The 26,506-nt window shown below is 70.5% G+C and carries 26 protein-coding genes and 1 riboswitch; of the genes, 10 read left to right on the forward strand and 16 right to left on the reverse strand.

What is annotated here, in order from left to right:
• Positions 1-124 precede the first annotated feature (124 nt).
• Entirely contained in the window at positions 125-499 is a 375-nt protein-coding gene (locus ACFU97_RS31570; protein WP_384263518.1) for a hypothetical protein, read from the reverse strand.
• A gap of 58 nt (positions 500-557) precedes the next feature.
• Positions 558-1,583 carry a helix-turn-helix transcriptional regulator gene (locus ACFU97_RS31575; RefSeq protein WP_384263520.1) on the reverse strand — a complete coding sequence of 342 codons (1,026 nt, stop codon included), beginning with the start codon at positions 1,581-1,583 and terminating at the stop codon, positions 558-560.
• Between the two features lie 106 nt (positions 1,584-1,689).
• Here ACFU97_RS31575 and ACFU97_RS31580 point away from each other — a divergent pair, with 106 nt between their 5' ends.
• Positions 1,690-2,277, forward strand: coding sequence for a TIGR03086 family metal-binding protein (locus ACFU97_RS31580; RefSeq protein WP_384263523.1), 588 nt, complete (start codon positions 1,690-1,692; stop codon positions 2,275-2,277).
• Here the strand turns inward: ACFU97_RS31580 and ACFU97_RS31585 are convergent.
• Complete coding sequence (locus tag ACFU97_RS31585) at positions 2,264-3,151, reverse strand: thioesterase family protein (RefSeq protein ID WP_384263525.1); 888 nt, start codon at positions 3,149-3,151, stop codon at positions 2,264-2,266. The two genes, ACFU97_RS31580 and ACFU97_RS31585, sit on opposite strands and share 14 nt — an antisense overlap.
• A 164-nt stretch (positions 3,152-3,315) precedes the next feature.
• Between ACFU97_RS31585 and ACFU97_RS31590 the strand changes: the two genes are divergently transcribed.
• The gene (locus ACFU97_RS31590; protein WP_384263527.1) at positions 3,316-4,539 is read left to right on the forward strand and encodes an alpha/beta hydrolase; all 1,224 of its coding nucleotides are present in this window, start codon (positions 3,316-3,318) and stop codon (positions 4,537-4,539) included.
• Here ACFU97_RS31590 and ACFU97_RS31595 read toward each other — a convergent pair.
• The 10 genes from ACFU97_RS31595 to ACFU97_RS31640 form a co-directional block, all read right to left on the reverse strand.
• Entirely contained in the window at positions 4,448-5,104 is a 657-nt protein-coding gene (locus tag ACFU97_RS31595) for a trimeric intracellular cation channel family protein (RefSeq protein WP_384263529.1), read from the reverse strand. The two genes, ACFU97_RS31590 and ACFU97_RS31595, sit on opposite strands and share 92 nt — an antisense overlap.
• Before the next feature lie 23 nt (positions 5,105-5,127).
• Complete coding sequence (locus ACFU97_RS31600; protein WP_384263532.1) at positions 5,128-6,519, reverse strand: M1 family metallopeptidase; 1,392 nt, start codon at positions 6,517-6,519, stop codon at positions 5,128-5,130.
• Between the two features lie 97 nt (positions 6,520-6,616).
• Complete coding sequence (locus ACFU97_RS31605; protein ID WP_384263534.1) at positions 6,617-7,912, reverse strand: ABC transporter ATP-binding protein; 1,296 nt, start codon at positions 7,910-7,912, stop codon at positions 6,617-6,619.
• Positions 7,913-7,935: 23 nt separating this feature from the next.
• Positions 7,936-9,033, reverse strand: a complete 1,098-nt coding sequence (locus tag ACFU97_RS31610; RefSeq protein ID WP_384263536.1) for an ABC transporter ATP-binding protein — start codon at positions 9,031-9,033, stop codon at positions 7,936-7,938.
• A complete protein-coding gene (locus ACFU97_RS31615; RefSeq protein WP_384263539.1) occupies positions 9,030-10,028 on the reverse strand; it encodes an ABC transporter permease in 999 nt (332 codons plus the stop codon). The genes ACFU97_RS31610 and ACFU97_RS31615 overlap by 4 nt, the downstream gene beginning before the upstream one ends.
• Positions 10,029-10,138: 110 nt before the next feature.
• Positions 10,139-11,929: an ABC transporter substrate-binding protein gene (locus ACFU97_RS31620; RefSeq protein WP_384263541.1), complete on the reverse strand. Its 1,791-nt coding sequence runs from the start codon at positions 11,927-11,929 to the stop codon at positions 10,139-10,141.
• 70 nt (positions 11,930-11,999) lie between these two features.
• Complete coding sequence (locus tag ACFU97_RS31625) at positions 12,000-13,007, reverse strand: ABC transporter permease (protein ID WP_384263544.1); 1,008 nt, start codon at positions 13,005-13,007, stop codon at positions 12,000-12,002.
• Between the two features lie 309 nt (positions 13,008-13,316).
• Positions 13,317-14,075, reverse strand: coding sequence for an enhanced serine sensitivity protein SseB C-terminal domain-containing protein (locus ACFU97_RS31630; RefSeq protein WP_384263631.1), 759 nt, complete (start codon positions 14,073-14,075; stop codon positions 13,317-13,319).
• Positions 14,076-14,214: 139 nt separating this feature from the next.
• Complete coding sequence (locus tag ACFU97_RS31635; RefSeq protein ID WP_384263546.1) at positions 14,215-15,009, reverse strand: enhanced serine sensitivity protein SseB; 795 nt, start codon at positions 15,007-15,009, stop codon at positions 14,215-14,217.
• A 115-nt stretch (positions 15,010-15,124) separates the two neighbouring features.
• Positions 15,125-15,796 (reverse strand): AAA family ATPase, encoded by a 672-nt coding sequence (locus ACFU97_RS31640; RefSeq protein ID WP_384263634.1) that lies wholly within the window; start codon positions 15,794-15,796, stop codon positions 15,125-15,127.
• Between the two features lie 185 nt (positions 15,797-15,981).
• A riboswitch (glycine riboswitch) is annotated at positions 15,982-16,074 on the forward strand.
• A gap of 143 nt (positions 16,075-16,217) precedes the next feature.
• On the opposite strand from ACFU97_RS31640, the gene gcvT reads away from it, so the two are divergent.
• The 6 genes from gcvT to ACFU97_RS31670 all read left to right on the forward strand — a co-directional run bounded on the left by gcvT (position 16,218) and on the right by ACFU97_RS31670 (position 22,038).
• A complete protein-coding gene (gene gcvT, locus ACFU97_RS31645) occupies positions 16,218-17,336 on the forward strand; it encodes a glycine cleavage system aminomethyltransferase GcvT (RefSeq protein WP_384263548.1) in 1,119 nt (372 codons plus the stop codon).
• Positions 17,337-17,455: 119 nt separating this feature from the next.
• A complete protein-coding gene (gcvH, locus tag ACFU97_RS31650) occupies positions 17,456-17,833 on the forward strand; it encodes a glycine cleavage system protein GcvH (protein WP_384263550.1) in 378 nt (125 codons plus the stop codon).
• Positions 17,834-17,847: 14 nt separating this feature from the next.
• On the forward strand, positions 17,848-19,128 hold the full coding sequence (glyA, locus tag ACFU97_RS31655; RefSeq protein WP_384263552.1) for a serine hydroxymethyltransferase: 1,281 nt from the start codon (positions 17,848-17,850) through the stop codon (positions 19,126-19,128).
• Positions 19,129-19,184: 56 nt separating this feature from the next.
• Positions 19,185-20,552: an L-serine ammonia-lyase gene (locus tag ACFU97_RS31660; RefSeq protein ID WP_384263556.1), complete on the forward strand. Its 1,368-nt coding sequence runs from the start codon at positions 19,185-19,187 to the stop codon at positions 20,550-20,552.
• 97 nt (positions 20,553-20,649) lie between these two features.
• Positions 20,650-21,207, forward strand: coding sequence for a GH25 family lysozyme (locus ACFU97_RS31665; RefSeq protein ID WP_384263558.1), 558 nt, complete (start codon positions 20,650-20,652; stop codon positions 21,205-21,207).
• A 288-nt stretch (positions 21,208-21,495) separates the two neighbouring features.
• Positions 21,496-22,038: an MOSC domain-containing protein gene (locus tag ACFU97_RS31670; protein ID WP_384263560.1), complete on the forward strand. Its 543-nt coding sequence runs from the start codon at positions 21,496-21,498 to the stop codon at positions 22,036-22,038.
• Between the two features lie 18 nt (positions 22,039-22,056).
• Here the strand turns inward: ACFU97_RS31670 and ACFU97_RS31675 are convergent, their stop codons facing one another.
• The gene (locus ACFU97_RS31675) at positions 22,057-22,716 is read right to left on the reverse strand and encodes an NADPH-dependent F420 reductase (RefSeq protein WP_384263563.1); all 660 of its coding nucleotides are present in this window, start codon (positions 22,714-22,716) and stop codon (positions 22,057-22,059) included.
• A 129-nt stretch (positions 22,717-22,845) separates the two neighbouring features.
• Positions 22,846-23,523: a FadR/GntR family transcriptional regulator gene (locus tag ACFU97_RS31680; RefSeq protein WP_384263566.1), complete on the reverse strand. Its 678-nt coding sequence runs from the start codon at positions 23,521-23,523 to the stop codon at positions 22,846-22,848.
• Positions 23,524-23,721: 198 nt separating this feature from the next.
• On the opposite strand from ACFU97_RS31680, the gene ACFU97_RS31685 reads away from it, so the two are divergent.
• Positions 23,722-25,410 (forward strand): 2-isopropylmalate synthase, encoded by a 1,689-nt coding sequence (locus ACFU97_RS31685; protein ID WP_384263569.1) that lies wholly within the window; start codon positions 23,722-23,724, stop codon positions 25,408-25,410.
• Positions 25,407-26,195 carry an ABC transporter ATP-binding protein gene (locus ACFU97_RS31690; RefSeq protein ID WP_384263572.1) on the forward strand — a complete coding sequence of 263 codons (789 nt, stop codon included), beginning with the start codon at positions 25,407-25,409 and terminating at the stop codon, positions 26,193-26,195. The genes ACFU97_RS31685 and ACFU97_RS31690 overlap by 4 nt, the downstream gene beginning before the upstream one ends.
• A gap of 61 nt (positions 26,196-26,256) precedes the next feature.
• Here ACFU97_RS31690 and ACFU97_RS31695 read toward each other — a convergent pair whose 3' ends face one another.
• Positions 26,257-26,469 (reverse strand): EF-hand domain-containing protein, encoded by a 213-nt coding sequence (locus ACFU97_RS31695; protein WP_384263574.1) that lies wholly within the window; start codon positions 26,467-26,469, stop codon positions 26,257-26,259.
• Positions 26,470-26,506: the final 37 nt, after the last annotated feature.

Consider the following 26,506-nt stretch of genomic DNA (forward strand, 5'->3'; position numbering starts at 1 on the left):
TCTTCGTTTGTGCCGCGTGGTTGTCGTTCGGTGTGTTTATCGGTTATTTGCTTACCTCACCTCGCTTGCTTTCCTCCCCCCCCGGCCGTTTTTCCCCCCCCCCCCTGCCGCACGAGAGACGAGGTCAGCCCTGTCCCCCGGCCTGGCCCCCGCCCGGGCCGCCGCAACCGCCGCCGGGGCCGCCCTGTCCGCCCTGTCCGCCACCCGGCATCCCGGACGGCCGACCGCTCGGCATCCCGGACGGCATCCCCGTGGGCGTGCCCGACGGCCTGGCGGTGGCCTTGCCGGTCCGGGCGCCCGACGGGCCCCCCGAAGGCGCACCGCTCGGCATCCCGGACGGCATCCCCGACGGGTTTCCGCCCGCCGCCGAACACGCCTGCTGCTGACCCGAGTTGCCGCTGCCCGAGGACGACGACGAGTCGCCGGAGCCGCAGGCCGCCAGGGCTAGCGGCGAGAGCACCAGCAGGGCCGTCGCGGGAACGAGACGCACGCGCTTCATGAGAGGCAACTCCAAGAAGAATGAGGGACTTCTGGGACCGGCACTCAACCAACGGCTCTTAGGGCTTCCTTGGGGACGGCCTGTCCGGGGCCTGTGGTTCGGGCAAAGAGGGGTACAGACGCGTCACGGAGACGGCCGCCGCGGCCAGTTCCGCGCGCACCTCAGGCGGTTCCAGCACCTCGACGGAGTCGGCGAACTGAAGGAGCTGGCGGGCCTCGCGCACGATGCCGTACGCCAGCCGCACGGTCACCCACGCGTCCTCGCCCCCGCCGTCGCCCTCGGTGTCGCCGGGGGCGGGCAGTTCGGCCAACTGCGCGGCGTTCAGGCGCAGGAACATGTCGAGGCGGTCACGCCGGACGCGCACGGTGACGTCGAGTCCGCCGGGCCGCTCCTCCACCTGGCGGCGCAACACCTCCCAGACGTCGGCGAGTTCGACACCCGGCCGCCGGCGTACGTCGTCGCCCAGGACGGTGGCGGACCGCACCCGGTCCGCGCGGAACAGCCGCGGGGTCGCCCGGCGGTCGGCCACCAGGTACCAGACGCCGGCCTTCGACACGAGACCGTACGGATCTACGGTGTACGTCCGCGCCTCCTGCTGCCCGCTGTGCCGGTAGCGCAGCCGCAGCCGTCGGTCGGCGAAGACGGCGTCCTGGAGGGTGTCCAGGTCGACGGCGGCCTGCGGGCCGCCCTTCCAGCGCGTGGCGTCGACGAGGATGCGGCGGGAGGTCACCTCGGCGGCCGGGCGGTGCGGAGCCGGCAGCGCGGCCATCACCTTGCGCAGCGCGGAGCCGAGCGCCGCGTCCAGGCCGAGCGCGGCGTGGGCGCCCTGCGCGGCCAGGATGAACAGCGCACGCGACTCGTCCGCGGTCAGCCCGGTCACGTCCGTGCGGAATCCCGCGAGCAGTTCGATGCCGCCGTGCCGCCCGCGCTCGGCGTAGACCGGCACGCCCGAGGCCGACAGGGCCTCGATGTCGCGGTAGATGGTGCGTACGGACACCTCCAGCCGCTCGGCCAGTTCGTGCGCCGGGACGCGGCCGCGGGTCTGCAGGAGCAGCAGGATCGAGAGCAGGCGGTCGGACTTCACGGGATCAGAATCGCGCCACTCACGGGCCGCGGCAAATGTTGACGGGAGCTGTCAGGTTATGTGGGGCACGCTCTCCCCCGACAGCCCGGCAGAGAGAGGTCACCCCATGAACGCGATCGACCCGCGCCCCGTCTACACCCGCGCCACCGGGCAGGCGGCGGCGCTGATCAGGACCGTACGCCCCGAACAGCTCGACGACCCCACTCCCTGTACGGAGTTCGACGTGCGCGCCCTGCTCGGACACGTCGTCGGCGGCAGCCGGCGCATCGCGGTCGTCGGCGAGGGCGGCGACGGCATGGCCGTGCGCCCCGTCACCGACGGCGTCAAGGACGACGGCTGGCCCGCCGCGTACGAGGAGATCCGCACGCGGGTCCTCGCCGCCTGGGCGGCCGACGAGCGCATGGAGGCGCCGGTCCGGGTGCCCTGGGGCGAGGTCCCGGGCCGCGCGGCCCTCTCCGGCTACGTGATGGAACTGGTCACCCACACCTGGGACCTGTCCGAGTCCCTCGGCCACCCGCTGCAACTCGACCAGGAACTGGCCGAGTTCGCCCTCGCCACCGCGCGCCGTGTCCTTCCCGCGCCGGACCGCGACGCGGGCACCCCGTTCGCCGCGGCCCAGCCGGCCCCCGAAGAGGCCGACGCCTACGGGCAGTTGGCGGCCTGGCTGGGCCGGCGGCCGCTCAGCCGAGCCTGACGCGGGCGAGCTGGCGGGACTGCGCCACCAGCCGGTCGGCGCTGTCCCACACCTCAGCGTCCTCCTCCAGGAAGCCGCCCGCGAGGTTGCGGGTGGTGATGGAGACGCGGAGCGGGCCGGGGGCCGGGCGGGTGCGGATGTGCACCGTGAGCTCGACCGTGGGGACCCAGCCGGAGAGACCGATCTCGAAGGCGGTGGGCGGCAGCGCGTCCACCGCCAGCAGCAGGGAGAGCGGGTCGGCGTCGCGGCCGTCGGCGAGGCCGAACCAGGCCCGCATCTCGCCCTTGCCGGACGGGGCGCCGAGCGCCCAGCCGAGCGTGGCGGGGTCGAGCTTGATCATCAGCCGGTCGGCGATCGCCGAGCTGCCGTCGACGGGCGCGCCACCCGACGGTGGTCCGACATCGGACGCGGTGTCCTGCGGGCCGAAGCACTGGTCCATGGGCGGGAACGCGGGCGGCACGGCGGTCGTGCGCACGTCGTCCGGCAGCGCGTCCAGGTCGCCGTAGGAGGCGAGGACGCGGATGCGCTCCACCTCGCGGCCCTTCTCGTCGTACTGGAAGAGGGACGCCTGGCCGGTGGAGAGGGTGCGGCCGCCGCGCACCAGCTCGGTGCGGACCACCGCCGGGCCCGGCTGGGAGGCGGTGAGGTAGTGCGCCGAGATCGTGAACGGGTCGCGGTGCGGCAGGGCGTCCCCGAGCGCGCGGCCCAGGACGGCCAGCAGGTAGCCGCCGTTGACGGCGTTGATGATGGTCCAGCCGGCGGAGAGGTCGATGTCGTACACCCCGGGCTCGCGCAGGGTGAGCGCGGTGTCCCGGTCGAACTCACTGTCGCCGACGGCGGCCCTCGTGGCCGCTGCGGAAGCTGCTTCTGGCATGCCTGAACCGTACAACGAGAAACTACTAAGCGGTAGCTTTTCGAGTTAACGGCAGATGACACGCAGGCCGCCCGCCCGTCCTTGCGGGTGAGGTTCCGGCAATTTCTTGGTAAGTGTCCCCACTCGTCCGAAACCCGGACCCCTTCGTCCCCCTCTATGGGGGCATGAGCCTCACCGGGACCCCGTTCCTCTACACGCTGATCGTGCTGTTCGCGATCGCACTGATACTGCCGCTGCTCCTGTGGTCCCGCGTGCGCGGGCCGCAGGCCCTGCGCACGGCCGGCCGCATGCTGATGCTGCTGTTCGCCCAGGGCACGGCGGTCGCGCTGGTCTTCGTCCTCGTCAACAACGCCAACAGCCTGTACGACAACTGGGCCGACCTGCTCGGCACCGGCAACCACGTGCAGCAGGCCGCGAACCTGGGCGCCGACGGCACCGGCGGCATAGCGCTGAAACGACTCCCCAAGGTCAAGCAGGACTTCACCCAGGCAACCGGCCCCGGGATGAGCGGCGTGCGCGAGACCCAGCTCAAGGGCCGCGTCTCCGGGGTGAACGCCGAGGTCTACGTCTGGCTGCCGCCGCAGTACGACGAGCCGCGCTACCGGCACCGCACCTTCCCGGTCGTGGAGCTGCTGCCGGGGTACCCGGGCTCGGCGAAGGCGTGGTTCGGGGCGATGAAGGCGACCCAGCAGCTGGCGCCGCTGATGCGCAGCGGCGAGGTCGCGCCGTTCATCCTGGTCGCCCCGCGCACCAACCTGCTGGCCGGCGTGGACACGGGCTGCGCCAACATCCCGGGCACGGTCAACGCCGACAGCTGGCTCAGCATCGACGTCCCCCGGATGATCACGGACAACTTCCGCGCCGCGCCCGCGCCCAGGGGCTGGGCGGTCGCCGGGTACTCGGCCGGCGGGCACTGCGCGGTGAAGCTCGCCGTCGCGCATCCGGGCCGCTACATGGCCGCGATCAGCATGTCCGGCTACAACGACCCGATCGGCGAACGCAACTCGCTCGCCGCGCAGAACCTCCAGGTCAGGGCCGAGAACAACCCCTACCTGCTGCTGAAGAAGGCCCTCACCCCGCCGCGGATCGCGCTGTACATCTCCGGCCAGCCGCACGACGGCTACGAGGCCGGCATCGGTCTCGAACAGGCCGCGAAGGCACCGACGACCGTGCACGTGGTCTTCATCCCGAGGAGCGCGGGCGGCCACACCATGGCGCTGTGGCGGCCGCAGGTGGTCCCGTCCTTCCGGTGGCTCTCGGTGGAGATGGGCCGGCACCACGCCCGCGGCGGGAGCACTACTCCTCCCGTACGGTCGAGCGCCGGTTCCAGGCACGCGGCGCTCGCCAGTGGTACTTCATCGCGAGCAGGCGCAGTACGAAGGCGGTGACGACGGCGAGTCCGCTGGTGAACGGGGTGAGGGCGTCGTAGCGGATGCACAGGACGACCATGGTGGCGCCGACCATGGCGGGGACCGCGTACAGGTCGCGGTCCCAGCGCAGCAGGGAGGGCACCTCGTTGGCCAGGACGTCCCGGAGCACGCCGCCGCCCACCGCGGTGGCGAGCCCGAGGGTGGCCGACGAGGTGAGGCTGAGCCCGTACTCGTACGCCTTGGTCGTCCCGGCGACGCAGAACAGGCCGAGGCCGGCCGCGTCGAAGACGTTCACGCCGACCTGGATGCGCTCGACGTGCGGATGGAGGAAGACGACCATGAGGGCGGCGAGCAGCGGCGTGATGAAGTAGCCGAAGTCGGTGAAGGCGGCGGGCGGCACGGCACCGATCATCAGGTCCCGGAACAGCCCTCCGCCCAGCGCGGTGACCTCGGCGAGGACGGCGATGCCGAAGACGTCGAAGTTCTTGCGGACCGCCAACAGCGCGCCGGAGATGGCGAACACGAAGATGCCGATGAGGTCGAGCGTGTGCTGGACGGAGGGGCTGAACAGTTGCTGAAGCACCCCACATTCTTACTCAGGGGTCGCTAGAGGGCGGGCTTGCCCGTCGTGTAGAGCCACTTCTGGAACAGGTCGTCGAGCTTCTGCCCGGAGACCCGCTCGGCGAGCTGGATGAACTGCCGTGTGTTCGCGTTGCCGTAGCGGTGCACATGCGTCCAGGCCGGCAGCAGCTTGAAGAACGCCTTGTCGCCGATCCGCTCGCGCAGCGCCTGCAGGGTCATCGCGCCGCGCTGGTAGACCGCGGAGGCGAACATGGTGTCGCGCTGCGGGTCGGCGACGACGGTCTGCCAGAAGGAACTGTCGGCGGGGCGCGAGTTGTAGCCGGCCAGGAACGAGTCGTGGGCGCTGCGGGTGCCCTGGTGCTCGGCCCACAGCCACTGGGCGTACGTGGCGAAGCCCTCGTTCAGCCAGATGTCCTTCCAGCGCTCCACCGAGACCGAGTCGCCGAACCACTGGTGGGCCAGCTCGTGCACGATCGTCGTCTCGCTGCGCACGGCGGAGTAGGCGGGCTTGCTCTGCACCTCCAGCGAGAACCCGGCCTCCGGCATGTCGTCGACGATCGCGCCGGTCTCCTCGAAGGGGTACGGGCCGAAGACCTGCTGCCAGTAGTCGGTGGCCGCGGCGGTGACGGCGTACACGTCGACGCTGTTGCTGTTCGCCAGCACCGGGTCGATGGCGACGTAGATCGGGATCCCGGCCGGCGTCTTCCCCGTCCGCACGTCGAACGTGCCGATGGTGGCGGTCGCGAGATAGGTCGCCATCGGCCGGTTCTCGCGCCAGTGGGTGTACGTCGAGCCGCCCTTGTCGTACGTCGAGACCAGCCGGCCGTTGGAGACGCCGGTCAGGCCCTTGGGGGCCTTGATGCGGATGTCGTAGGTGGCCTTGTCGGAGGGGTGGTCGCTGGACGGGAACCAGGTGGAGGCCGCGTTGGGCTCGCAGGCGACGAAGACGCCGTCGGCGGTCTTCATCCAGCCGTAGCTGGAGCCGAACACGATGGGGCCGCCGAGGGCTTCGGGGACGCCGCCGTAGGTGACCGCGACGGTGAAGGTGCCGTTCTTGCGGAGCACGCCGTGCGGGGTGATGTGCAGTTCGTCGCCGTCGCGGGTGAAGTCGGCCCGTCTGCCGTTCACTTCGACCCGGGTGACCTCCAGTTTCTGCAGGTCGAGATCGAAGGAGGAGAGGGACTGGGTGGCCCGGGCGGTGAGCGTCGTGCGGCCGTCGAGCCGGTCGGTGTCCGGGTTGTACGCCACGTCGAGGGCGTAGTGGCGGGCGTCGAAGCCGCCGTTGCCGAGATTCGGGAAGTAGGTGTCACCGATGCCGGGGGCGCCTTGGGTGGGGGCGGACGAGGCGGCGATGACAAGGAAAGAGGCCGCCGCGGTCGCGAGGGCCCCTAAGCGTGCCGAACGGGAGAGTTTCATGAGCCGTCCCTTTCGAGCGTGTGCCGATAATTCGGGCACGGACGACTCTGAACTCTCCCGTTCAGGCATGTGCATGACTTTGCCAACTTGTCATGCGTTACTTGTCGGTTGACTCCTGGCGCTCGCCCTCCGGGGCGTCGGCGGTGGCGGAGGCTTCCGGGGTGGGGACGGCATCCGCGGTGGCGGGTTCCTCGGCGGCGGCAGGCTCGGTGGTGTCACCGGCCTCGCCGTTCGCCTCGGCGACCTCGGCCGCGACCGCCGCCGACGTCTCCGCCGACTCCGCCAGCACCTCGTCGGCGACCAGCTCGGCCGCCTCCTTGGCCACGGTCAGCAGCACCGTGTCCTGCGGGGCCTGGTCCTCGAAGTTCTCCGGGTGGTGGCAGGCGACCTGCTGGCCGGGCCTGAGCTCCAGGAGCGGCGGCTCGGTCGTCTTGCAGATCTGCGTCGCCTTCCAGCACCGGGTGTGGAAGCGGCAGCCGCTCGGCGGGGAGATCGGCGAGGGCACGTCGCCCTTGAGCAGGATGCGCTCGCTCTTGGCGTTCTTGCGCCGCGGGTCCGGGATCGGCACCGCGGACATGAGCGCCTTGGTGTACGGGTGCATGGGCGCCCGGTACAGCGACTCACGGTCGGCGAGCTCGACGATCTTGCCGAGGTACATCACCGCGATGCGGTCCGAGACGTGCCGGACGACGGAGAGGTCGTGCGCGATGATCACGTACGTCAGGCCCAGCTCCTGCTGGAGGTCGTCGAGCAGGTTGACGACCTGGGCCTGGATCGACACGTCGAGCGCGGAGACCGGCTCGTCCGCGACGACCAGCTTCGGCTTCAGGGCGAGCGCGCGGGCGATGCCGATGCGCTGGCGCTGACCGCCGGAGAACTCGTGCGGATAGCGGTTGTAGTGCTCGGGGTTGAGACCGACCACCGACAGCAGCCGCTGCACTTCCTTCTTGATGCCGCCCTCGGGCTCCACGCCCTGCAGGCGGAAGGGAGCGCCGATGATCGTGCCGATGGTGTGGCGCGGGTTCAGCGACGAGTACGGGTCCTGGAAGATCATCTGCACGTCGCGGCGCATCGGGCGCATGCCGCCCACGCCGAGGTGCGTGATGTCCTTGCCCTCGAACTCGACCGTGCCGCCGGTCGGTTCGAGCAGCCGGGTGATCAGCCGGCCCATCGTCGACTTGCCGCAGCCCGACTCGCCCACGACGCCCAGCGTCTCGCCGGACTTGACCTCGAAGTCGATGCCGTCGACCGCGTGCACGGCGCCGACCTGCCGCTGGAGCAGGCCCTTCTTGATCGGGAAGTGCTTCTGGAGCCCGGTCACCTTCAGCAGGGTCTCGCCGGGGGCGGCGTCCTTGGTGAGGGTGGCACCGTCGCTCTTCGCGGGAGTGGTCACAACTGTGTCCTCGGCGTTCTCGCTCACAGCTTCGGCGCAATCTCTTCGGTCCAGATGCGCTCCCGCTGCTCCTGCGTCATGTGGCAGGCGGCCCAGTGCTGGCTGCCCACCTCGGTCAGCTCGGGGCGGACCGTGCGGGTGAGGTTGTCCTTGGGGACGTCCGCGTACGGGCAGCGCGGGTTGAAGGCGCAGCCGGAGGGGACGTTGATCAGCGAGGGCGGGGAGCCCTTGACCGGGATCAGACGGTCCTGCTGCTCGCGGTCCAGACGCGGCATCGAGCCGAGCAGGCCCCAGGTGTAGGGGTGGCGGGGCTCGTAGAACACCTTCTCCGCCGGACCGCGCTCGACGCAGCGGCCGCCGTACATCACCAGGATGTCGTCGGCCAGTTCGGCGACGACGCCCAGGTCGTGGGTGATGATGATGACCGCGGAGCCGAACTCCTTCTGCAGATCACGGATCAGGTCCAGGATCTGCGCCTGCACGGTCACGTCGAGGGCCGTGGTCGGCTCGTCCGCGATGAGCAGCTCGGGGTTGTTGACCAGCGACATCGCGATCATCGCGCGCTGGCGCATACCGCCGGAGAACTCGTGCGGGTAGCCGTCCACGCGCTTGTCGGGCTGCGGGATGCCCACCCGGTCGAGCATCTCGATCGCCCGGCGGCGGGCGGTCTTCTTGTCGACGTCGTGGTGGATCCGGTACGCCTCCACGATCTGCTGGCCGATCGTGTAGTACGGGTGCAGTGCGGACAGCGGGTCCTGGAAGATCATGGACATCTCGCGGCCGCGCAGCTTGCGCACCTCGTCCGGGTCGGCGGTCAGCAGCTCCGTGCCGTCCAGCCATATCTCCCCGGAGATCTGCGCCTTGCGCTTGCCGTACTGGCCGGCGGTGTGCAGGCCCATGATGCCGAGCGAGGTCACCGACTTGCCGGAACCCGACTCACCCACGATGCCGAGGGTCTTGCCCTTCTCCAGCTTGAAGGACAGCCCGTCGACGGACTTGACCAGGCCGTCGTCGGTCGGGAAGTGCACCTTCAGGTCGCGCACTTCCAGGAAGGAGGTCGGGGCCGGCGAGGCCGACGTGGGTTCGCCCACGGCTGCTCCGGTCTTGCTGAGTTCGGTCATGCGAGCCTCACTCGGGGGTCGATCACGGCGTACAGGACGTCCACCACGAGGTTGGCGATGAGTACCGCGAGGGAGGTGATCAGGGTGACGCCCAGAATGATGGGCAGGTCCTGGTTCTTGATGCCGTTCAGGACGGCCTGGCCGAGGCCGGGCAGGCTGAACGTCGTCTCGGTCAGGATCGCGCCGCCGATGAGGGCGCCGAGGTCCATGCCGAGCATGGTGAGGATGGGCGTCATCGTGGAGCGCATGGCGTGCTTGCGGATGACGACCTGCTCCTTGAGGCCCTTCGCGCGCGCGGTGCGGATGTAGTCCTCGCCGAGGATCTCCAGCATGGTGGCGCGGGTGATCCGGGCGTACATGGCCGCGTAGAGGAACGCGAGGGTGACCCAGGGAAGGATCATGCCGCCCAGCCAGCCGGTGAAACTCTCGCTGAGGGGCACGTATTTGCCGTCGACCCAGCCCAGTCCGTAGCTGAAGATCGCCAGCGACAGCAGGCCGGTGAAGTAGATGGGGAGCGACACACCGCCGAGGGCGATGACCATCGCGCCGCGGTCCCAGATGGTGCCCCGCTTGAGCGCGGAGAGCACACCGGCGGAGACACCGAAGAGCAGCCACAGCACGGCAGCACCGAGCGCCAGACCCAGGGTCACCGGGAAGCGGTCGGTCAGCACCGGCCAGACGGCCTGCTCGCTGCGGAAGGAGTAGCCGAAGCACGGCGCGGAGCAGTGGGTGACATCGCCGCCGGCCGCGTACGTGCGGCCCACGAAGATGCCCTTGAAGAAGTGCCAGACCTGCACGAAGACCGGGTCGCCCAGACCCAGCTTCGTCCGCACGGCTTCCACCGCCGCGGGGTCCGCCTGCTTCCCCACGAAGCTCGTGGCGATGTCCACACCCGCCCACTTGGGGACGAGGAAGAAGATGCTGAAGACCACCAGGATGATGACCACCAGCATCACTGCGGCGGCGAACAGCCGCCTGATGAGGTAAGCGAGCACAGCTTACGGCCCGCCGCGGACCGCGGGCCGCCGGAGGTTGTCCGGCGGCCCACGGTCACGCCGCGCCGGCCTTCACCTGCCTTTCGTGCCGTTCGGCGGGTGTGCCGGGTTTACTTCGTGGACTTCAGGCCGATGTTGACGAAGTCGTAGTAGCCGCTGTAGGCGTCCGTCGTGTAGACGTTGCCGATGCGCGAGGAGCGCCAGTTCAGCAGCCGCTCGAAGGTGAAGGGCAGGTAGTACGCGCCCTCGCTCACCTTGTGGTTGATCTCCGTCGAGATCTGCGTCTTCTTCGCCTGGTCCTGTTCCTTGTTGTACTGGTCGAACAGGCCGTCGATCGACTTGTCCTTGATCATGGCGAAGTTGTTGTTACCGCTCTGCAGGATGTAGCTGCTGTCCCACAGCGGGATGCCGTAGCCCTGGACGGTCGGGAAGTCCGGACCCCAGCCCATGATGATGATGCCGAGCTTCTTCTTCTCGACGTTCGAGGGGCTGCCGATGATGCCGGAGCTCTGCGAACCGTCGTACTGGTAGATGTCGGCGTTGATGCCGACCTTCTTCAGCGACGCCTGCATGGACGTGGCCGTGGCCACTTCCTGCTGCTTGTTGTTGCGGACGGCGATCGTGGTCTTGAAGCCGTTCGGCTGACCACAGGCCTTGAGCTCCTGCTTGGCCAGGCTGACGTTGCCGTTCTTGTTCTCGCCCGCGATCTTGTACGGGTCGTACTTCTGGCCCTCGGCGCCCGGGACGGACGGCGGGAGCATGTTGGTGCCGATGTCACCACCGGCGATCGGGCCTCCGCGCGCGGTCTGCAGCGACACGTGGTCGGCCGCGTAGATCACGGCCTTGCGGCAGTGGACGTTGTCGAACGGCTTGACCGTCTGCGGGAAGACCGCGTACCGGATGAAGCCGGAGACCGGGTTGTCCAGGTTGGCCTTGTGCTCCTTCAGGGCGATGGTGCGGCCCTGCGGGCCCAGGCCCGTCTGGCTGGCGTCGATGTCGTAGTCGCCGTTGATCAGGCGCTGGTCCATGTCACTCTGGTTGGTGGAGATGTCCATCGTGATCTTGTCCGGGTACGCCTTCCGGATGGGGTCCGAGGACGCCTTCCAGTTGGTGTTGCGGACGAGGACGAGCGACTTGCCCGGGCTGTACGACTGGAACTTGTACGGACCCGAGGAGAACGGGTGCAGGCCGTACTTGGACTTGGTGTCCTTGTCCTGGCGGACCGGGGAGGCCGTGACCATGGCCAGCACCTGCGGGAAGTCCGAGTTCGCCTCGGGCAGGTGGAAGGTGATGGTCTTGGCGTCAGGCGTGTCGATCGCCTTCAGGCCCAGCTTGTCCTTGGACTTGTCCTTGTAGGGGCCCTTGTAGGTGGCCTTGGGGTCGAGCATCTGCTGCAGGTAGATCGGGCCGCCGGACAGGACGTCCTGGGCCCAGACACGCTCGATGCCGTACTTGATGTCCTGGGAGGTGATCGGCTTGCCGTCCTCCCACGTGATCCCGTCGCGCAGCGTGAACGTGTACGTCTTGCCGTCGGCGGAGACCTTCGGCATGGCGGCGGCCAGGTCGGGAGTGACCTCGGCGCCCGTGGCGCCCGGCTGCGTCTTGTAGGTGAGCAGCTGACGGCTGTAGTAGCGCGAGAAGTCCCACATGAAGCCGTAGTAACCGCGCGTGGTGTCCCACGAGTCGGCGTCCTGGGCGGTGACGAACTTCAGCGTGCCGCCCTTCTTGACCGCAGAGGCCTGGGCAACCTTGTTGTTCGCCGCGTCGAAGCCGGGCGCGCCGCTCTTCGAACCGCTGTTGTCGTTGCCGCCGCCGCACGCCGCCGTGGTCAGCAGCGCAGCGACCCCGACAGCAGCGGCCAATGCCTGCTTACGCCGCCCTGAGGTGCGTTGGGTAGTCACGATCTCGGATCCTCCGGTGTTGATGAGAGACCCCGTGGCTGAGCTCACGGGACGCTGGGGGTACGGCAGTTCAGCGGGAGCCCTTCGGGTCGAGCGCGTCGCGCACGCCGTCGCCGAAGAGGTTGAAGGCCAGAACGGTGATGAAGATCGCCACACCCGGAACCACCATGAACATGGGGTCCGAGTCGTAGTAGTCGATCGCGGTCGAGAGCATCTGCCCCCACGAGGAGGTGGGCGGCTTGACGCCCACGCCCAGGAAGCTGAGTGCCGCCTCGGTGAGGATGTTGGTGGGGATCATCATCGTCGTGTAGACGATGATCGGTGCGACCAGGTTGGGCAGCAGTTCCTTGAACAGGATGTAGAACCGCCCCGCGCCCAGGGACCGGGCCGCCTCGACGTACTCGCGCTCGCGCAGCGACAGCGTCTGGCCTCGGACCACGCGGCCGATGTAGGGCCAGCCGAAGAACCCGATGACCAGGATCATCACGAACACGCGCACGCTCGAACCGGTCAGGCCGAGCATCTCGTTCGGCATGACCGAGACGAGGGCGATGATGAAGAGCAGCTGCGGGAAGGCGAGCAGGCCGTCCATGATGCGGCTGATGACCGAGTCGACCCAGCCGCCGAAGAAGCCGGCCAGGATGCCCAGGACCGTGCCGATCACGACGGCGACGATCGCGGACAGGAAGCCGACGAGCAGCGAGATCCGAGCGCCGTAGAGGATGCGCGCGAAGATGTCGCGGCCGTTGACCGGCTCGACGCCCAGCAGGTGATCGCCGCTGATACCCCCCAGGGAGCCCTTGGGCGTCCCGAACAGCGGATCGATCAGGCTCTCGTGGTAGGCGTCGGGATCCTGCCCGACCAGGTTCGCGAGCCAGGGAGCGAGCACGGCGATCACGATCAGGGCGAGCACGACCACGCCGCCCGCGAGCGCGAGCTTGTCCCGCTTGAGCCGCTCCCAGGCGATCCGGCCCAAGGACCGGCCCTGAACAGCCTTTTCACCCGCAGCGGCGACCGCCGCTTCGTCGGCCGCGCTCGGGGCCGCTTCCGCGGTCGGCTCGTGGATTGGTGCCGTCATCTGGCAGGGACCCCTCTCAACCGGCGGTAGCCGGCCCGCACTTGCCGCTGTAGCGGCGTGATCAGTCCGTCGTACATGGGGGCGAACCCCTCTGGAGCGGGAGTCTTCAACGCTTTGGCGATCTGTTGCCAGACTTGGCCGTGAAAGGATGCGTAAACGTGATGCGGGCTGGTGGGTTCCGTTATCCGGACAGCAGGTTACGGCCGTCGGACGCGAGGCATTTCGGACATCTGCGGAAACATCAGGTTCTAATGGCGCTATCTACGCGCGCAGATCACCTTGGGGTCCGGTACGGACCAGTGAGTCGTCTCAGTATCCGCCATGCACCGGTGGGTAGCCGTAGCCGCCCGCCGGAGCCTGCGCCGGAGCCGCCGCGTGGGCCTCGCGATCGTAGAAGGGACGAGCACTCGCTCGCATCCAGAGGGCCACGGGGTCGTACTCGTCGGACATCGCCACCGTCGACACCGGCAGCCCGTCCGGGACGGCGCCGATGGACTGCTGCATCATCGCCCGTACCGAGTCCACGGCGGGCGGGCTCGTGTCGTACACGTCCAGGCCGATGGCGAGATACGGCGCACCGAGCGCCGGCTGCACCCAGGCGCGGCGCAGCGAGCGGACGGCGGGGGTGCGGTGGGCGTTCTGCGCGAGCAGGGCGTAGAACTGCGGGATCTCCAGCGCAGGTTCCGACAGCCGCAGGGGGCCGGCCGCCTGGCGCTCCAGGCCGGTGGCGATCCGGCGCAGGTCCAGCCAGGGGATGCCCACGCCGCCGCCCGGGGCGTGCGGGTTGAGCCAGAGGCCGTAGTGGTCGGGGTAGAGGGTCCGGGCGACGTCCAGGCCGTCGACCACCTCGTACGACCTGTTCCAGCCGCTGGCCGAGAGCTCCTGGGCGGAGGTGACGCACGGCGCGTAGCCGTAGCCCTCGACCTCCATGTTTCCGTACTGGGCGTCCGGGGAGCCCGCCTGGCCGTGCCACAGGAGCATCCAGACCTGGCCGGATCCCGGGGACGCGAGTGCGCGGAGGAGTGCCTCGTAGGCGTCGTAACGCCCTGGCGTCACCTGGCGCAGCATCTGCTCGACGCTGCCGCTGAGGCTCGCGCTCACGTGTCGTACCGCCCCTTCGAAGAATGCCCCGCGTTCTTGTGACAGCTTAAGCGCCCGGTGGCCCGGGACCGGATGACTCCGCGGGCGAGTGCGCCGCGGGCGGCGGCTACAGGTGATCCCTCGTATAGAAAGGGCGTACCTGTTCGCGCATCCAGTTCGCCACCGGGTCGTCCGTGACGTCCAGCAGGACGAGGTTGACCGGCCACGGGGCGGGGACCCTGGTCACGGCACGCTCCAGCGCCTGGAGGGGAAGCGCCCTCAGGTCGCCCTCCCGGTGGGCGAGTTCGACGCCGACGAACATCACCGGGTCCGCGGTCTCCACGGCCGCCAGGCAGCGGCGGGCCGAGACGACCACGCCCGTCGCCGCGAACTCGGCGGAGGCGGCGGCCAGGAAGTCCATCGGGTCGTCCTGCCAGTCCGGCTCGTAGAGGCGCACGCGGCCGCCGGTGGTGGGGCCGTCCAGCGCGGTGCGGCCCATCCGGCACAGTTCGGCGACGGCGGCCGGCGGGAGCGGGATGCCCACCACGCCGTCCGGGTTGATCGCCAGACCGACCTGCGGGGGCAGGCCGCGGGCGAACTCGACCGCCGGGGCGATCGTGTACGCCATGTGCTGGCCGACGACGTGCCGGAACTGCTCCTCGGAGCTGAAGACCGGGACGTAGGCCTGGCCCTCGATCTCCAGCGAGGGCAGGTCCAGCGGACCGCTGTGCGGGCCGCCGCCGCTCGGCAGCGGCACCCAGAGGAAGCTGCGGCCGAGCACCTCGAGGATGCGGCCGCCCGCGGAGGGAACGCCGAGGGAGGCCGACAGCACCTCCTCCAGCTCGTTGCCGGGCCATCCGCCGTGCGGATGGGGGTGCGCCTGCAAGGGAAAGTCCGCGGGAAGATCCGCCGGGAAGTCCATCTGTGTCCGACCGCCTGCTGAGAACCACTGCTGCTGAGAGCCAGTGCGCTTGAGAAGAACTGCTGAGGCTGGAAAGGCTAGCGGGTGGGAGGGACGAGGGCCTGGCCCTCAGGGGTCAGTCCGTGAAGGCGATGCTGCGCAGTACGTCCGCCGCGTCGCGGTCCAGGAGTACCGCCGAGCCCACGCCCTCGGGCAGGTCGCCGCGCTCCACGGCGCGGATCAGGCGGGCGGCCGCCGTGCGGTGCCGCAGGAAGGCGTAGCGGGAGACGCCGCGGCCGCGCTCGCGCTGGCCCCTGAGGGCCGTGCCCGGCGTGACGTCCAGGAGCAGCAGGTGCAGGGTGCCGCCGCGGCGGCGCGCCTCGCGGGCCAGCCAGCCGCGCACCCAGGCCTGGGTGCCGCAGTCGTGCACGACGGCTCCCTCGCCGCCGCGCAGGGCCCGGCGCAGGCCGGCGTAGTGCGCGAGGCGGACCAGGGGGCGGTAGACCGCGTACGGCAGCACGCGCGGCACGCGGGCGGCCCAGCGGTCGCGGGTGTCCTGGGAGTCGATGCGCACGCCCCGCACGGCGCGCTCCATCAGCGTCGACTTGCCGCTGCCGGGCAGACCGGTGATCACCACGACGTCGCCCGGGCCGAAGAGCAGGGCGTGCGGGCTGCGCCCCGAGCGGTCGCGCAGGTCACGGACCACGGGAGTCCGGCCGCCGCAGGCCTCCCGGGCCGGGGCCGCGGACTGCTTCGGCAGCGCGAGAGCCGAGGTCGTGGCGTACGCCGTGGGCCTGTTCACCGTGATCGTCCTCCCCTGGGCCGGGTGCGGATCCCCTGCCCGTCGAGTGTAAAGAGAAGGTAATGCGCGGTGCCTCGCGTTTTCGTGATCGCTCTGCCACAAGCCGGCAACAAAGGGAGCGGGCGGATGCGGACCTGCCACCCGTGGAGAAGGCGTGCAATGATGTGCGCGCCAACTGCATACCGGCCGCTTGAATCCGCGCGGGAGAGTCCCCAGACCGCTGGGGCGCCGAAGGAGCAAGTTCCTCCCTTGAATCTCTCAGGCCCCGTTACCGCGCGGGCGAGGCACATCTGAAAAGCGGGCCGCTGCGTCAGTGGCTCCACCCAAGGTGCAAGCTCCGATCGCCCGCGCGATCAGGGCGAACCTCTCAGGTTCCGATGACAGATGGGGAGGAACCACCATCTGTCATGACTTGGGAGACGGACCGATGAGCAGTACCGAACCGCGCCGCACCGCGCTCGATGCCCTGCATCGCTCGCTCGGCGCGACGATGACCGACTTCGCCGGCTGGGACATGCCCCTGCGCTACGGCTCCGAGCGCGACGAGCATCTCGCGGTGCGCACCCGGGCCGGGCTCTTCGACCTCTCGCACATGGGCGAGATCACGGTCACCGGCCCCGGCGCCGCCGCCCTGCTGAACTTCGCCCTGGTCGGCAACATCGCCTCTGTGGGCCTCGGCCGCGCCCGCTACACCATGATCTGCCGCGCCGACGGCGGCATCCTGGACGACCTGATCGTCTACCGGCTCGGCGAGACCGAGTACATGGTCGTGGCCAACGCCTCCAACGCCCAGACCGTCCTGGACGCGCTGACCGAGCGGGCGGCCGGCTTCGACGCCGAGGTGCGCGACGACCGCGACGCCTACGCGCTGCTCGCCGTGCAGGGCCCCGAGTCGCCCGGAATCCTGAAGTCCCTGACCGACGCCGACCTCGACGGCCTGAAGTACTACGCCGGCCTGCCCGGCACCGTCGCGGGCGTCCCCGCCCTCATCGCGCGCACCGGCTACACCGGCGAGGACGGCTTCGAGCTGTTCGTGAAGCCGGAGCACGCCGTCGAGCTGTGGCAGGCGCTGACCAAGGCCGGCGAGGGCGCCGGACTGGTCCCCTGCGGGCTGTCCTGCCGGGACACCCTGCGCCTGGAGGCGGGCATGCCGCTGTACGGGCACGAGCTGTCGACCTCCCTCACCCCCTTCGACGCCGGGCTCGGCCGGGTGGTGAAGTTCGAGAAGGACGGCGACTTCGTGGGGCGCGCCGCGCTGCAGGAGGCCGCCGAACGCGCGCAGGAGAACCCGCCGCGCGTCCTGGTGGGCCTGGTCGCCGAGGGCCGCCGGGTCCCGCGCTCCGGGTACCCGGTCGTCGCCGGCGGCGCGGTGATCGGCGAGGTCACCTCCGGCGCCCCCTCCCCCACACTGGGCAAGCCGATCGCGATGGCGTACGTCGACGCGGCGCACGCGGCGCCCGGCACCTCCGGGGTCGGCGTGGACATCCGGGGCAGCCACGAACCGTACGAGGTCGTGGCACTGCCGTTCTACAAGCGCCAGAAGTAGACACTGGACGGGTGCGGCCGGGGCCACGGACGTGACTCCGCGCACATCTCCCTGTTCCCTCACGCATTCAGCAGTCCCCCATTCACCAGCATCTTCGCGCGTACAGGAGAATTCAGGCCATGAGCAACCCCCAGCAGCTGCGCTACAGCAAGGAGCACGAGTGGCTGTCGGCCGCCGAGGACGGCGTCTCGACGGTCGGCATCACCGAGTTCGCGGCGAACGCGCTCGGCGACGTCGTCTACGCCCAGCTTCCGGAGGTCGGCTCCGCGGTGACCGCCGGCGAGACCTGCGGCGAGCTGGAGTCGACCAAGTCGGTCAGCGACCTGTACTCCCCCGTCACCGGTGAGGTCACCGAGATCAACGAGGACGTCGTCAACGACCCGTCCCTGGTGAACTCGGCCCCCTTCGAGGGCGGCTGGCTGTTCAAGGTCCGGCTCACCGAGGAGCCGGCCGACCTGCTCTCCGCCGACGAGTACACCGCCCAGAACGCCGGCTGAGGAGCCGTAGACGCATGTCTGTCCTGAACACGTCCCTGCACGAGCTGGACCCGGAGATCGCCGCCGCGGTCGACGCCGAGCTGGTGCGCCAGCAGTCGACCCTGGAGATGATCGCCTCCGAGAACTTCGCGCCGCTCGCGGTCATGGAGGCCCAGGGGTCGGTCCTGACCAACAAGTACGCCGAGGGCTACCCGGGCCGGCGCTACTACGGCGGCTGCGAGCACGTCGACGTCGCCGAGCAGATCGCCATCGACCGGATCAAGGAGCTGTTCGGCGCCGAGTACGCCAACGTGCAGCCCCACTCCGGCGCCTCCGCCAACCAGGCGGCGCTGTTCGCGCTGGCCCAGCCCGGGGACACCATCCTCGGCCTGGACCTCGCCCACGGCGGGCACCTCACCCACGGGATGCGGCTGAACTTCTCCGGCAAGCAGTTCAACGTGGTCGCCTACCACGTGGACGCGGCCACGGGCCTGGTCGACATGGCCGAGCTGGAGAAGCTGGCCAAGGAGCACCGCCCGAAGGTGATCATCGCGGGCTGGTCGGCGTATCCGCGGCAGCTGGACTTCGCCGCGTTCCGCCGGATCGCCGACGAGGTGGGCGCCTACCTGTGGGTGGACATGGCGCACTTCGCCGGCCTGGTCGCGGCCGGGCTGCACCCCAACCCGGTCGAGCACGCCGACGTGGTCACCTCCACCACGCACAAGACGCTGGGCGGGCCGCGCGGCGGCATCATCCTGGCGAAGAAGGACTTCGCGAAGAAGCTCAACTCCTCGGTCTTCCCCGGCTTCCAGGGCGGCCCGCTGGAGCACGTGATCGCCGCGAAGGCGGTGTCCTTCAAGGTCGCCGCCGGCGAGGAGTTCAAGGAGCGCCAGCGGCGTACGGTGGAGGGTGCGCGCATCCTGGCCGAGCGGCTGACCGCCGCGGACGCCCGTGCGGCCGGGGTGAACGTGCTGTCCGGCGGCACCGACGTGCATCTGATCCTGGTCGACCTGCGCGAGTCCGAGCTGGACGGGCAGCAGGCCGAGGACCGGCTGCACGAGGTGGGGATCACGGTCAACCGCAACGCGGTGCCCAACGACCCCCGCCCGCCCATGGTGACGTCCGGTCTGCGTATCGGTACCCCGGCCCTGGCCACCCGCGGCTTCGGTGCCGAGGACTTCGCCGAGGTCGCCGACGTGATCGCCGAGGCGCTGAAGGCACCGTCCCCCTTCGAGGGGGCCGAGGCCGAGGCGCTCAAGGCCAGGGTCAAGGCGCTCGCCGACAAGCACCCGCTCTACCCGGGTCTGAACAAGTAGTTCCGTGGTGGGGGCACCCGACGGCGCGTGCCCCCACCCTCTCAGGAGGATTTCCCGTGGCCATCTCGGTGTTCGATCTGTTCTCGATCGGCATAGGCCCGTCCAGTTCCCACACGGTGGGCCCGATGCGCGCGGCCCGCATGTTCGCCCGCAGGCTGCGCAACGAGCAGCTGCTGGGCTCGGTCGCCTCGGTGCGCGCCGAGCTGTACGGCTCCCTGGGCGCGACCGGCCACGGCCACGGCACCCCGAAGGCGGTGCTCCTCGGCCTGGAGGGCGCCTCGCCCCGCACGGTGGACGTGGAGGGGGCCGACGACCGGGTCGAGCAGATCAAGGCGGAGCGGCGCATCCGGCTGCTCGGTGAGCACGAGATCCCGTTCTCCTTCGACGACGACCTCGAGCTGCACCGCCGCAAGGCGCTTCCGTACCACGCCAACGGCATGACGCTGTGGGCGTACGACGCGGACGGCGCAGAGCTGCTGTCCAAGACGTACTACTCGGTCGGCGGCGGCTTCGTCGTCGACGAGGACGCGGTCGGCGCGGACCGCATCAAGCTCGACGACACGGTGCTCAAGTACCCCTTCCGCACCGGTGACGAGCTGCTGCGCCTGACGAAGGAGACGGGTCTGTCGATCTCCGCGCTGATGCTGGAGAACGAGCGCGCCTGGCGCACCGAGGACGAGATCCGCGCGGGGCTGCTGGAGATCTGGCGGGTCATGCAGGCGTGCGTGACGCGCGGCCTGTCCCGCGAGGGCATCCTCCCCGGCGGTCTGAAGGTACGGCGCCGGGCCGCCGTGTCCGCGCGCCAACTCCGCGCCGAGGGCGACCCGTTGGCGCACGCGATGGAATGGATCACGCTCTACGCGATGGCGGTGAACGAGGAGAACGCGGCGGGCGGCCGGGTGGTCACCGCCCCCACGAACGGCGCGGCCGGCATCATCCCCGCGGTCCTGCACTACTACATCAACTTCGTGCCCGGCGCGGACGAGGACGGAGTGGTCCGCTTCCTGCTCGCCGCGGGCGCGATCGGCATGCTCTTCAAGGAGAACGCGTCGATCTCCGGCGCGGAGGTCGGCTGCCAGGGCGAGGTCGGCTCTGCCTGCTCGATGGCGGCCGGAGCGCTGGCGGAGGTGCTCGGCGGCTCTCCCGAACAGGTGGAGAACGCCGCCGAGATCGGCATGGAGCACAACCTCGGCCTGACCTGCGACCCGGTCGGCGGCCTGGTGCAGATCCCGTGCATCGAGCGCAACGGCATGGCCGCGGTCAAGGCGGTCACGGCCGCCAAGATGGCGATGCGCGGCGACGGTTCGCACAAGGTGTCCCTCGACAAGGTCATCAAGACGATGAAGGACACCGGCGCCGACATGTCGGTCAAGTACAAGGAGACGGCGCGCGGGGGGCTCGCGGTCAACATCATCGAATGCTGACGTTTCCACCCGGTTTCCACATCCGGAAGGGATCACCCGTGCCAAGGTGGGGGACATCAACCCCTGTCCCCCCACCGGCCCTTCAGGGAGTCCCCACATGCTGCGCGGCATCGACGTAAGCGCTTATCAGTCCTCTTCGTACGGCACCGACGGCCTCTCCTTCGCCTTCATCAAGGCGACGGAGGGCCGTTCGTACGTCAACCCGAAACTCACCGCCCAGACGAAACACGGCCGCGACGCCGGACTCGTCGTCGGCTTCTACCACTTCCTGTGGCCGGGCCATCTCGACGCCCAGGCCGAGTACTTCGTGAAGCACGCCCCCGAGAAGGCGGGCGACGTCCTCGCCGTCGACTGGGAGACGACCAGCGACGGCACGCACGCGAGCAACGCGGAGAAGGACCACTTCATCCGCAAGGTCAAGGAACTGCGCCCGAACAACCAGGTGATCCTCTACACGAACAGGGATTACTGGCTCAACGTCGACACGACCTCGTACGCGGGTGACGGTCTGTGGATCGCCGACTATGTGACCGCCGGCCACCCCCGCATCAAGGCCAAGTGGCGCTTCCACCAGTACACGAGCGAACCGCACGACAAAGACGTCGCGGACTTCGCCAGCAAGGCCGCCCTGAAGGAGTGGGCCAACAACGCCTGACGGCCAACCGTCTTGCGTGGCGGCCGGGCGGAACCGGAGCTGCCGAGCGGGTGGATCCGCGATGGAGTGGTTCAGCGGCTGCCGGCCGTCGCGCGTGCGCTGTCCATGGGCGCCCGCTCCTTCACTCGCCGGTGCTGTGCGTAGTGGGTTCTGCAGAGCCCCTTGGTCATCGCATACCGGTCGGGCGACCGATCGCACGCCGAGTCGAGGTCGCACGCCTCCACCGGTCGGGCCGCTTATACGATCTGAACTGCGGTAGAGGCACTCGTCAGGTCAGGGGAGCTTTGCGTGGGTGGGACAGTCAGTGCGGTCAGCAGCAACGGTGTGTACTCGTTCACCAAGCCGAACCGGGAGAGCATCACCCTGCTCGCCGGGCTCGGGGTGGAGGGGGACGTGCACGCCGGGACGACGGTGAAGCACCGGAGCCGGATGCGCCGGGATCCCTCGCAGCCGAATCTGCGGCAGGTGCACCTGATCCACGAGGAGCTGTTCGACGAGGTCCGGGCGGCCGGCTTCGAGGTGGCCGCCGGGCAGCTCGGCGAGAACGTCACCACGCGCGGGATCGATCTGCTGGGCCTGCCCGCCGGGACGCTGCTGCGCCTCGGCGACGAGGCCGTGGTCGAGGTCACCGGCCTGCGCAACCCCTGCCCGCAGATCGACGGCTTCGACCACGGGCTGCTGAAGCAGATGGTCGGGCGGGACGAGGACGGCTCGGCCTGGCGCAAGGCCGGCATCATGAGCGTGGTGCTGACCGGTGGGGTGGTGCGGCCGGGCGACCCGGTGAAGGTCGAGCTGCCGGACGGACCGCACCGTCCCCTCGAGGTCGTCTGAGGCGCCGGGCCCGGGGCCCTACGCCCGGAAGTCCGCCGGGCGTTCCGGCGACGCCTCGGCCAGCGCCTTGGTGACCGCGTCGACGCCCGCCCGCAGGCCGTAGACCGGCGTGCCGGGCTGCTGGCGCCAGGAGTCGTCGAGACCGCCCGCGTCCACGGTGTCGAAGCCGAGCTCGTCGATCAGGTCCCGCACCCTGCGCTTCGCGGCGGCGTCGTCGCCCGCGACCGGCAGCGCCATGCGCCCGGGGTCGCCGGCCGGGAGGGGGCGCTCCAGCAGGTCCTGGGCGTAGGTCCCGTTGAACGCCTTGATCACGGGGTGGCCGATCTCGCGCTCCGCGTAGCGGCTCTCGGTGAGGCCGTCGTCCTCGATCGCCGCGATCCGGCCGTCGCGCTGCGGGTAGTAGTTGCCGGTGTCGATGACCGCGGCACCGTCCGCCGCGCCGTCGAGCAGGCCGGACGGGAGGCCGGACAGCGCCTTCACGGGGACCGTGACGACGACGATCTCGGCTCCGCGGGCCGCCTGCTCGGCGGGTACGGGCGTCGCGCCGGTCTCCTCGGCCAGTGCCGTGAGGGTGTGGGGGCCACGGGAGTTGGCGACGGAGACGTCGTGGCCGAGGGCGGTGAGCCGGCGGGTGAGGTTGCCGCCGATGTTGCCCGCGCCGATGATGCCGATCTTCATGACAGGCCCTTCCATGAATTCATGCATGCGCATCTGTCTGGGTGGCGTCAACCCCCAGGGTCTGCGCCCTATTCCGGGCGCTGCCCCGACCGGCGTAACGCGCCACCCGAACGGGCGCGACGGGCGCGGCTAGCCCCCGAAGGGGTCCTCCAGTTCCTGCCGGAGCACCTCCGCCGCCGCCTCCGCGTCCCCGTCCGCGATCGCCCGCACGAGAGCCTCGTGGGCGGCGTCCGCGGTGTTCGGGTCCTGGTGCCGCAGGCCGGTCAGGGCCAGCAGGTCGACCAGGCCGGTGCGCAGGACGGGCGTGAACTCGGTGAACAGGTCGGCGAGTACGGGGTTGTGGGCGGCGGCGACCACGGCCGCGTGGAAGGCGATGTCGGCGTCGACGAAGGCCACGTCGTCACCGGCCGAGGCGGTGCGGCGGCCCTCCAGCGCGAGCTCCATCGCCGTGACGTCCTCGGGGGTGCGGCGGCGGGCCGCCAGCCGGGCCGCGTGCACCTCGACGGCCATGCGCACCTCGTAGACGTCGGTCACCGCCGCGCGGCGCAGCCGTGTGGGCCAGTCCGCGACCGGTTCGGCGGCGATGACGAAGACGCCGGCGCCCTGCCGGGCCCGGACGAGGCCCGCCCCGGCCAGCGCGCGCAGCGCCTCACGGACGGTGGAGCGGCCCACGCCGAGCTCCTTGGCGAGCGTCGTCTCGCCCGGCAGCCGGGTGCCGACCGGCCAGTGCCCGCCGGTGATCTGCGCCCGCAGCCGCTCGGCTGCCTGCTCGACCAGGGGGCTGGGGCGAAGGGCGCCGAGCGGCATACGGATCCACCAACTTGTCTGAGGAGTGAGCCGTTCTCACTTGTCTGAGGAGCTGAGCAGTGGCTAGCCTACCGGCATGACGCTCCGCGGTCTCCTTCTTCTCGGCTGCCGCGGCGGGGCCTGACGCGACCGGCACCCCGCCGCGGGTCGCCGTGCTGCCGGTCACCGTCCTACCGAGCCGAAGGCCAGCAGCAGACGATGACCACCACCCCGTACGAGCCGTGGAACCCGCAGCGTCCCGGCCCCATGCCCCACCATCGCTACCGCCCCTTCCAGGAGCGCGTGAACGTCCCTGTCGCGGAGCGGAGTTGGCCCAGCGCCCGGATCGAGCGCGCTCCCCTGTGGGTCCCCGTGGACCTGCGCGACGGCAACCAGGCGCTCGCCGAGCCGATGGACACGCCCCGCAAGCGCCGCTTCTTCGATCTGCTGGTGGCGACCGGCTTCAAGGAGATCGAGGTCGGCTACCCCTCGGCGAGCCGCACGGACTTCGACTTCGTACGGCACCTGGCGGCGGGCGGCGCCGTCCCGGACGACGTCACGCCGGTCGTGTTCACCCCGGCCCGGCCGGAGCTGATCGACCGGACCTTCGACGCGATCGCCGGGCTGGAGCGGGCCGTCGTGCACCTGTACATCGCGACCTCGCCGGTCTGGCGGGACGTCGTGCTGGGCCGGGACCGGGGCGGGGTGTGGCGGACCGTCCGGGCGGCGGCCGAGCACATGGCGCGCCGGGCCGGGGACGCCCCGGGCGTCCGCTTCCAGTTCTCCCCCGAGACCTTCAACCTCACCGAACCGGACTTCGTGCTCGAACTGTGCGACGGGCTCACCGAGTTGTGGGACGCGAGCCCGGACCGGCCGGTCACCCACAACCTGCCCGCGACCGTGGAGATCGCCACCCCGAACGTGTACGCGGACCAGATCGAGTACATGCACCGCCGGCTGGCCCGCCGCGAGTCGGTGATCCTCTCCGTCCATCCGCACAACGACCGCGGCACGGGCGTGGCCTGCGCCGAACTCGCCGTGCTCGCTGGCGCGCAGCGCGTGGAGGGCTGCCTGTTCGGCAACGGCGAGCGCACCGGCAACGTCGACCTGGTGACCCTCGCGCTGAACCTGTACGCCCAAGGAGTCGACCCCATGGTCGACTTCAGCGACATCGACGCGGTCCGGGAGACGGTCGAGCACTGCAACCGGCTGCCCGTGCATCCCCGTCACCCCTACGCCGGCGACCTCGTCCACACCGCGTTCTCCGGCACCCACCAGGACGCCATCGGCAAGGGACTCGCCCACCACGCCCGCAGGGCCGAGGAGTTGGGCGTGCCGGCGGACCGGGCACCGTGGTCGGTGCCGTACCTCCCGATCGACCCGGCCGATCTCGGGCGCTCCTACGAGGCCGTCATCCGCGTCAACTCCCAGTCGGGCAAGGGCGGAGTGGCGTACCTGCTGCGCACACGGCACGGCATCGACCTGCCGCCGCGCATGCGGCCGGACTTCTCCCGGGTCGTCCAGCGGGCGACGGACGACAGCGGCCGGGAGGCCACCCCGAAGGAGCTGTACGACCTGTTCCGGGCGACCTACCTGGCGGAGGGCTCCGTACGGCTGCACGACTGGTCCACGCACGAGGAGGCCCCGGGCGTCCACCGCTTCGTCGGCACCCTGGAGACCGGTGACCGCGCCGGCGACCACGAGGGCACGGGCGCGGGCCCGCTGACCGCCTTCGTCGACGCGCTGGCCGGCGCCGGGTACACCGTCGAGGTGCTGGACTTCCACGAGGACGGGACGGCGGCCTTCGCGGAGTGCCGGGTGGACGGGGTCACCGCCTGGGGTGCGGGCGAGGGCCCGGCGGCCCCGGTGCGGGCCGTGCTCTCCGCGGTGAACCGGGCGGTGCGATGAGCGAGGTGCTGCGCGCGGAGGACGTCCATGTCGTCCGGGACGGCCGGCCGCTTCTGCAGGAGGTGTCGCTGACCGTGCGGTCCGGCGAGCACTGGGCGCTGCTGGGGGCGAACGGCGCGGGCAAGTCGACGCTGCTGCGCCTGCTCGGCGCGCTCGTCCACCCCACCCGGGGCACGGTGGAGGTGCTCGGCCGCCGGCTGGGCCGGGTCGACCTGCGGGAACTGCGGTCGTTCGTCGGCCATGTCGATCCGCGCCATCCGCTCGCCGAGCCGCTGCGGGTCCGGGACGTCGTCCTGACGGGGCTGACCAACTCCGTGGCCCCGCTGCCCCGTTGGCGTGCGACGCCGGAGCAGGAGGAGAGGGCGGAGCGGCTCATCGGCACGCTCGGCCTGGACGGCCTGCGCGAGGCCCGCTGGACGACGCTCTCGCAGGGCCAGCGCGGCCGGACCCTGATCGCCCGGGCGCTCATGCCGGAGCCGCGGCTGCTGCTGCTCGACGAACCGGCGACGGGACTGGACCTGCCCGGCCGCGAGCAGCTGATCGCCGCCCTGGACGACCTGCGCCGCGCGCACCCGGCCCTGGCGACGGTCCTGGTCACCCACCACCTGGAGGAGCTCCCGGCGCACACCACCCACGCGATGCTGCTGCGCGAGGGCCGCGTCCTCGCGCAGGGCCCGGCGGCCGGCGTCCTCACCGGCGACCAGGTCGGCAAGTGCTTCGACCTGCCGCTGACCCTGGACCGGCACGACGGCCGCTGGAGCGTGCGGATCCGGCGCCGGACGTGACGAAGGGGGTGCCCGTCCGCCGTGCGGCCGGGCACCCCCCTGATGTCCTGCGAGCCAGGTCCTACTTGCTCAGGTACGCCCAGAACTCGTCGAACGACAGGACCTTGTCGCCGTTGAGGTCACGCGTCTTGATGATCGCCTCGGCGACCGAGTCGGTGACGTTCCAGTCGCCTCCCTGGGCGAGGGCGGTCTTGAACTCGGCGGCGGTGATGAAGCCGTCGCCGTCGGTGTCGATCCGCTGGAAATCCTTGCGTGCTTCTTCGATGTCGGCCACCGATCCGCCCCTTTTGTTCGTGCTTCTGTGCCGTGCT

The sequence above is a fragment of the Streptomyces sp. NPDC057616 genome (assembly GCF_042800575.1).
GTDB lineage: Bacteria > Actinomycetota > Actinomycetes > Streptomycetales > Streptomycetaceae > Streptomyces.

Bases quoted from the DNA above. Each gene is read 5' to 3' on its own strand.
- ACFU97_RS31570 (WP_384263518.1), bottom strand. From the start codon at position 499: ATGAAGCGCGTGCGTCTCGTTCCCGCGACGGCCCTGCTGGTGCTCTCG.
- ACFU97_RS31580 (WP_384263523.1), top strand. From the start codon at position 1,690: ATGAACGCGATCGACCCGCGCCCCGTCTACACCCGCGCCACCGGGCAG.
- ACFU97_RS31585 (WP_384263525.1), bottom strand. From the start codon at position 3,151: ATGCCAGAAGCAGCTTCCGCAGCGGCCACGAGGGCCGCCGTCGGCGAC.
- ACFU97_RS31590 (WP_384263527.1), top strand. From the start codon at position 3,316: ATGAGCCTCACCGGGACCCCGTTCCTCTACACGCTGATCGTGCTGTTC.
- ACFU97_RS31600 (WP_384263532.1), bottom strand. From the start codon at position 6,519: ATGAAACTCTCCCGTTCGGCACGCTTAGGGGCCCTCGCGACCGCGGCG.
- ACFU97_RS31610 (WP_384263536.1), bottom strand. From the start codon at position 9,033: ATGACCGAACTCAGCAAGACCGGAGCAGCCGTGGGCGAACCCACGTCG.
- ACFU97_RS31625 (WP_384263544.1), bottom strand. From the start codon at position 13,007: ATGACGGCACCAATCCACGAGCCGACCGCGGAAGCGGCCCCGAGCGCG.
- ACFU97_RS31630 (WP_384263631.1), bottom strand. From the start codon at position 14,075: ATGCTGCGCCAGGTGACGCCAGGGCGTTACGACGCCTACGAGGCACTC.
- ACFU97_RS31635 (WP_384263546.1), bottom strand. From the start codon at position 15,009: ATGGACTTCCCGGCGGATCTTCCCGCGGACTTTCCCTTGCAGGCGCAC.
- gcvT (WP_384263548.1), top strand. From the start codon at position 16,218: ATGAGCAGTACCGAACCGCGCCGCACCGCGCTCGATGCCCTGCATCGC.
- gcvH (WP_384263550.1), top strand. From the start codon at position 17,456: ATGAGCAACCCCCAGCAGCTGCGCTACAGCAAGGAGCACGAGTGGCTG.
- glyA (WP_384263552.1), top strand. From the start codon at position 17,848: ATGTCTGTCCTGAACACGTCCCTGCACGAGCTGGACCCGGAGATCGCC.
- ACFU97_RS31665 (WP_384263558.1), top strand. From the start codon at position 20,650: ATGCTGCGCGGCATCGACGTAAGCGCTTATCAGTCCTCTTCGTACGGC.
- ACFU97_RS31675 (WP_384263563.1), bottom strand. From the start codon at position 22,716: ATGAAGATCGGCATCATCGGCGCGGGCAACATCGGCGGCAACCTCACC.
- ACFU97_RS31680 (WP_384263566.1), bottom strand. From the start codon at position 23,523: ATGCCGCTCGGCGCCCTTCGCCCCAGCCCCCTGGTCGAGCAGGCAGCC.
- ACFU97_RS31685 (WP_384263569.1), top strand. From the start codon at position 23,722: ATGACCACCACCCCGTACGAGCCGTGGAACCCGCAGCGTCCCGGCCCC.
- ACFU97_RS31690 (WP_384263572.1), top strand. From the start codon at position 25,407: ATGAGCGAGGTGCTGCGCGCGGAGGACGTCCATGTCGTCCGGGACGGC.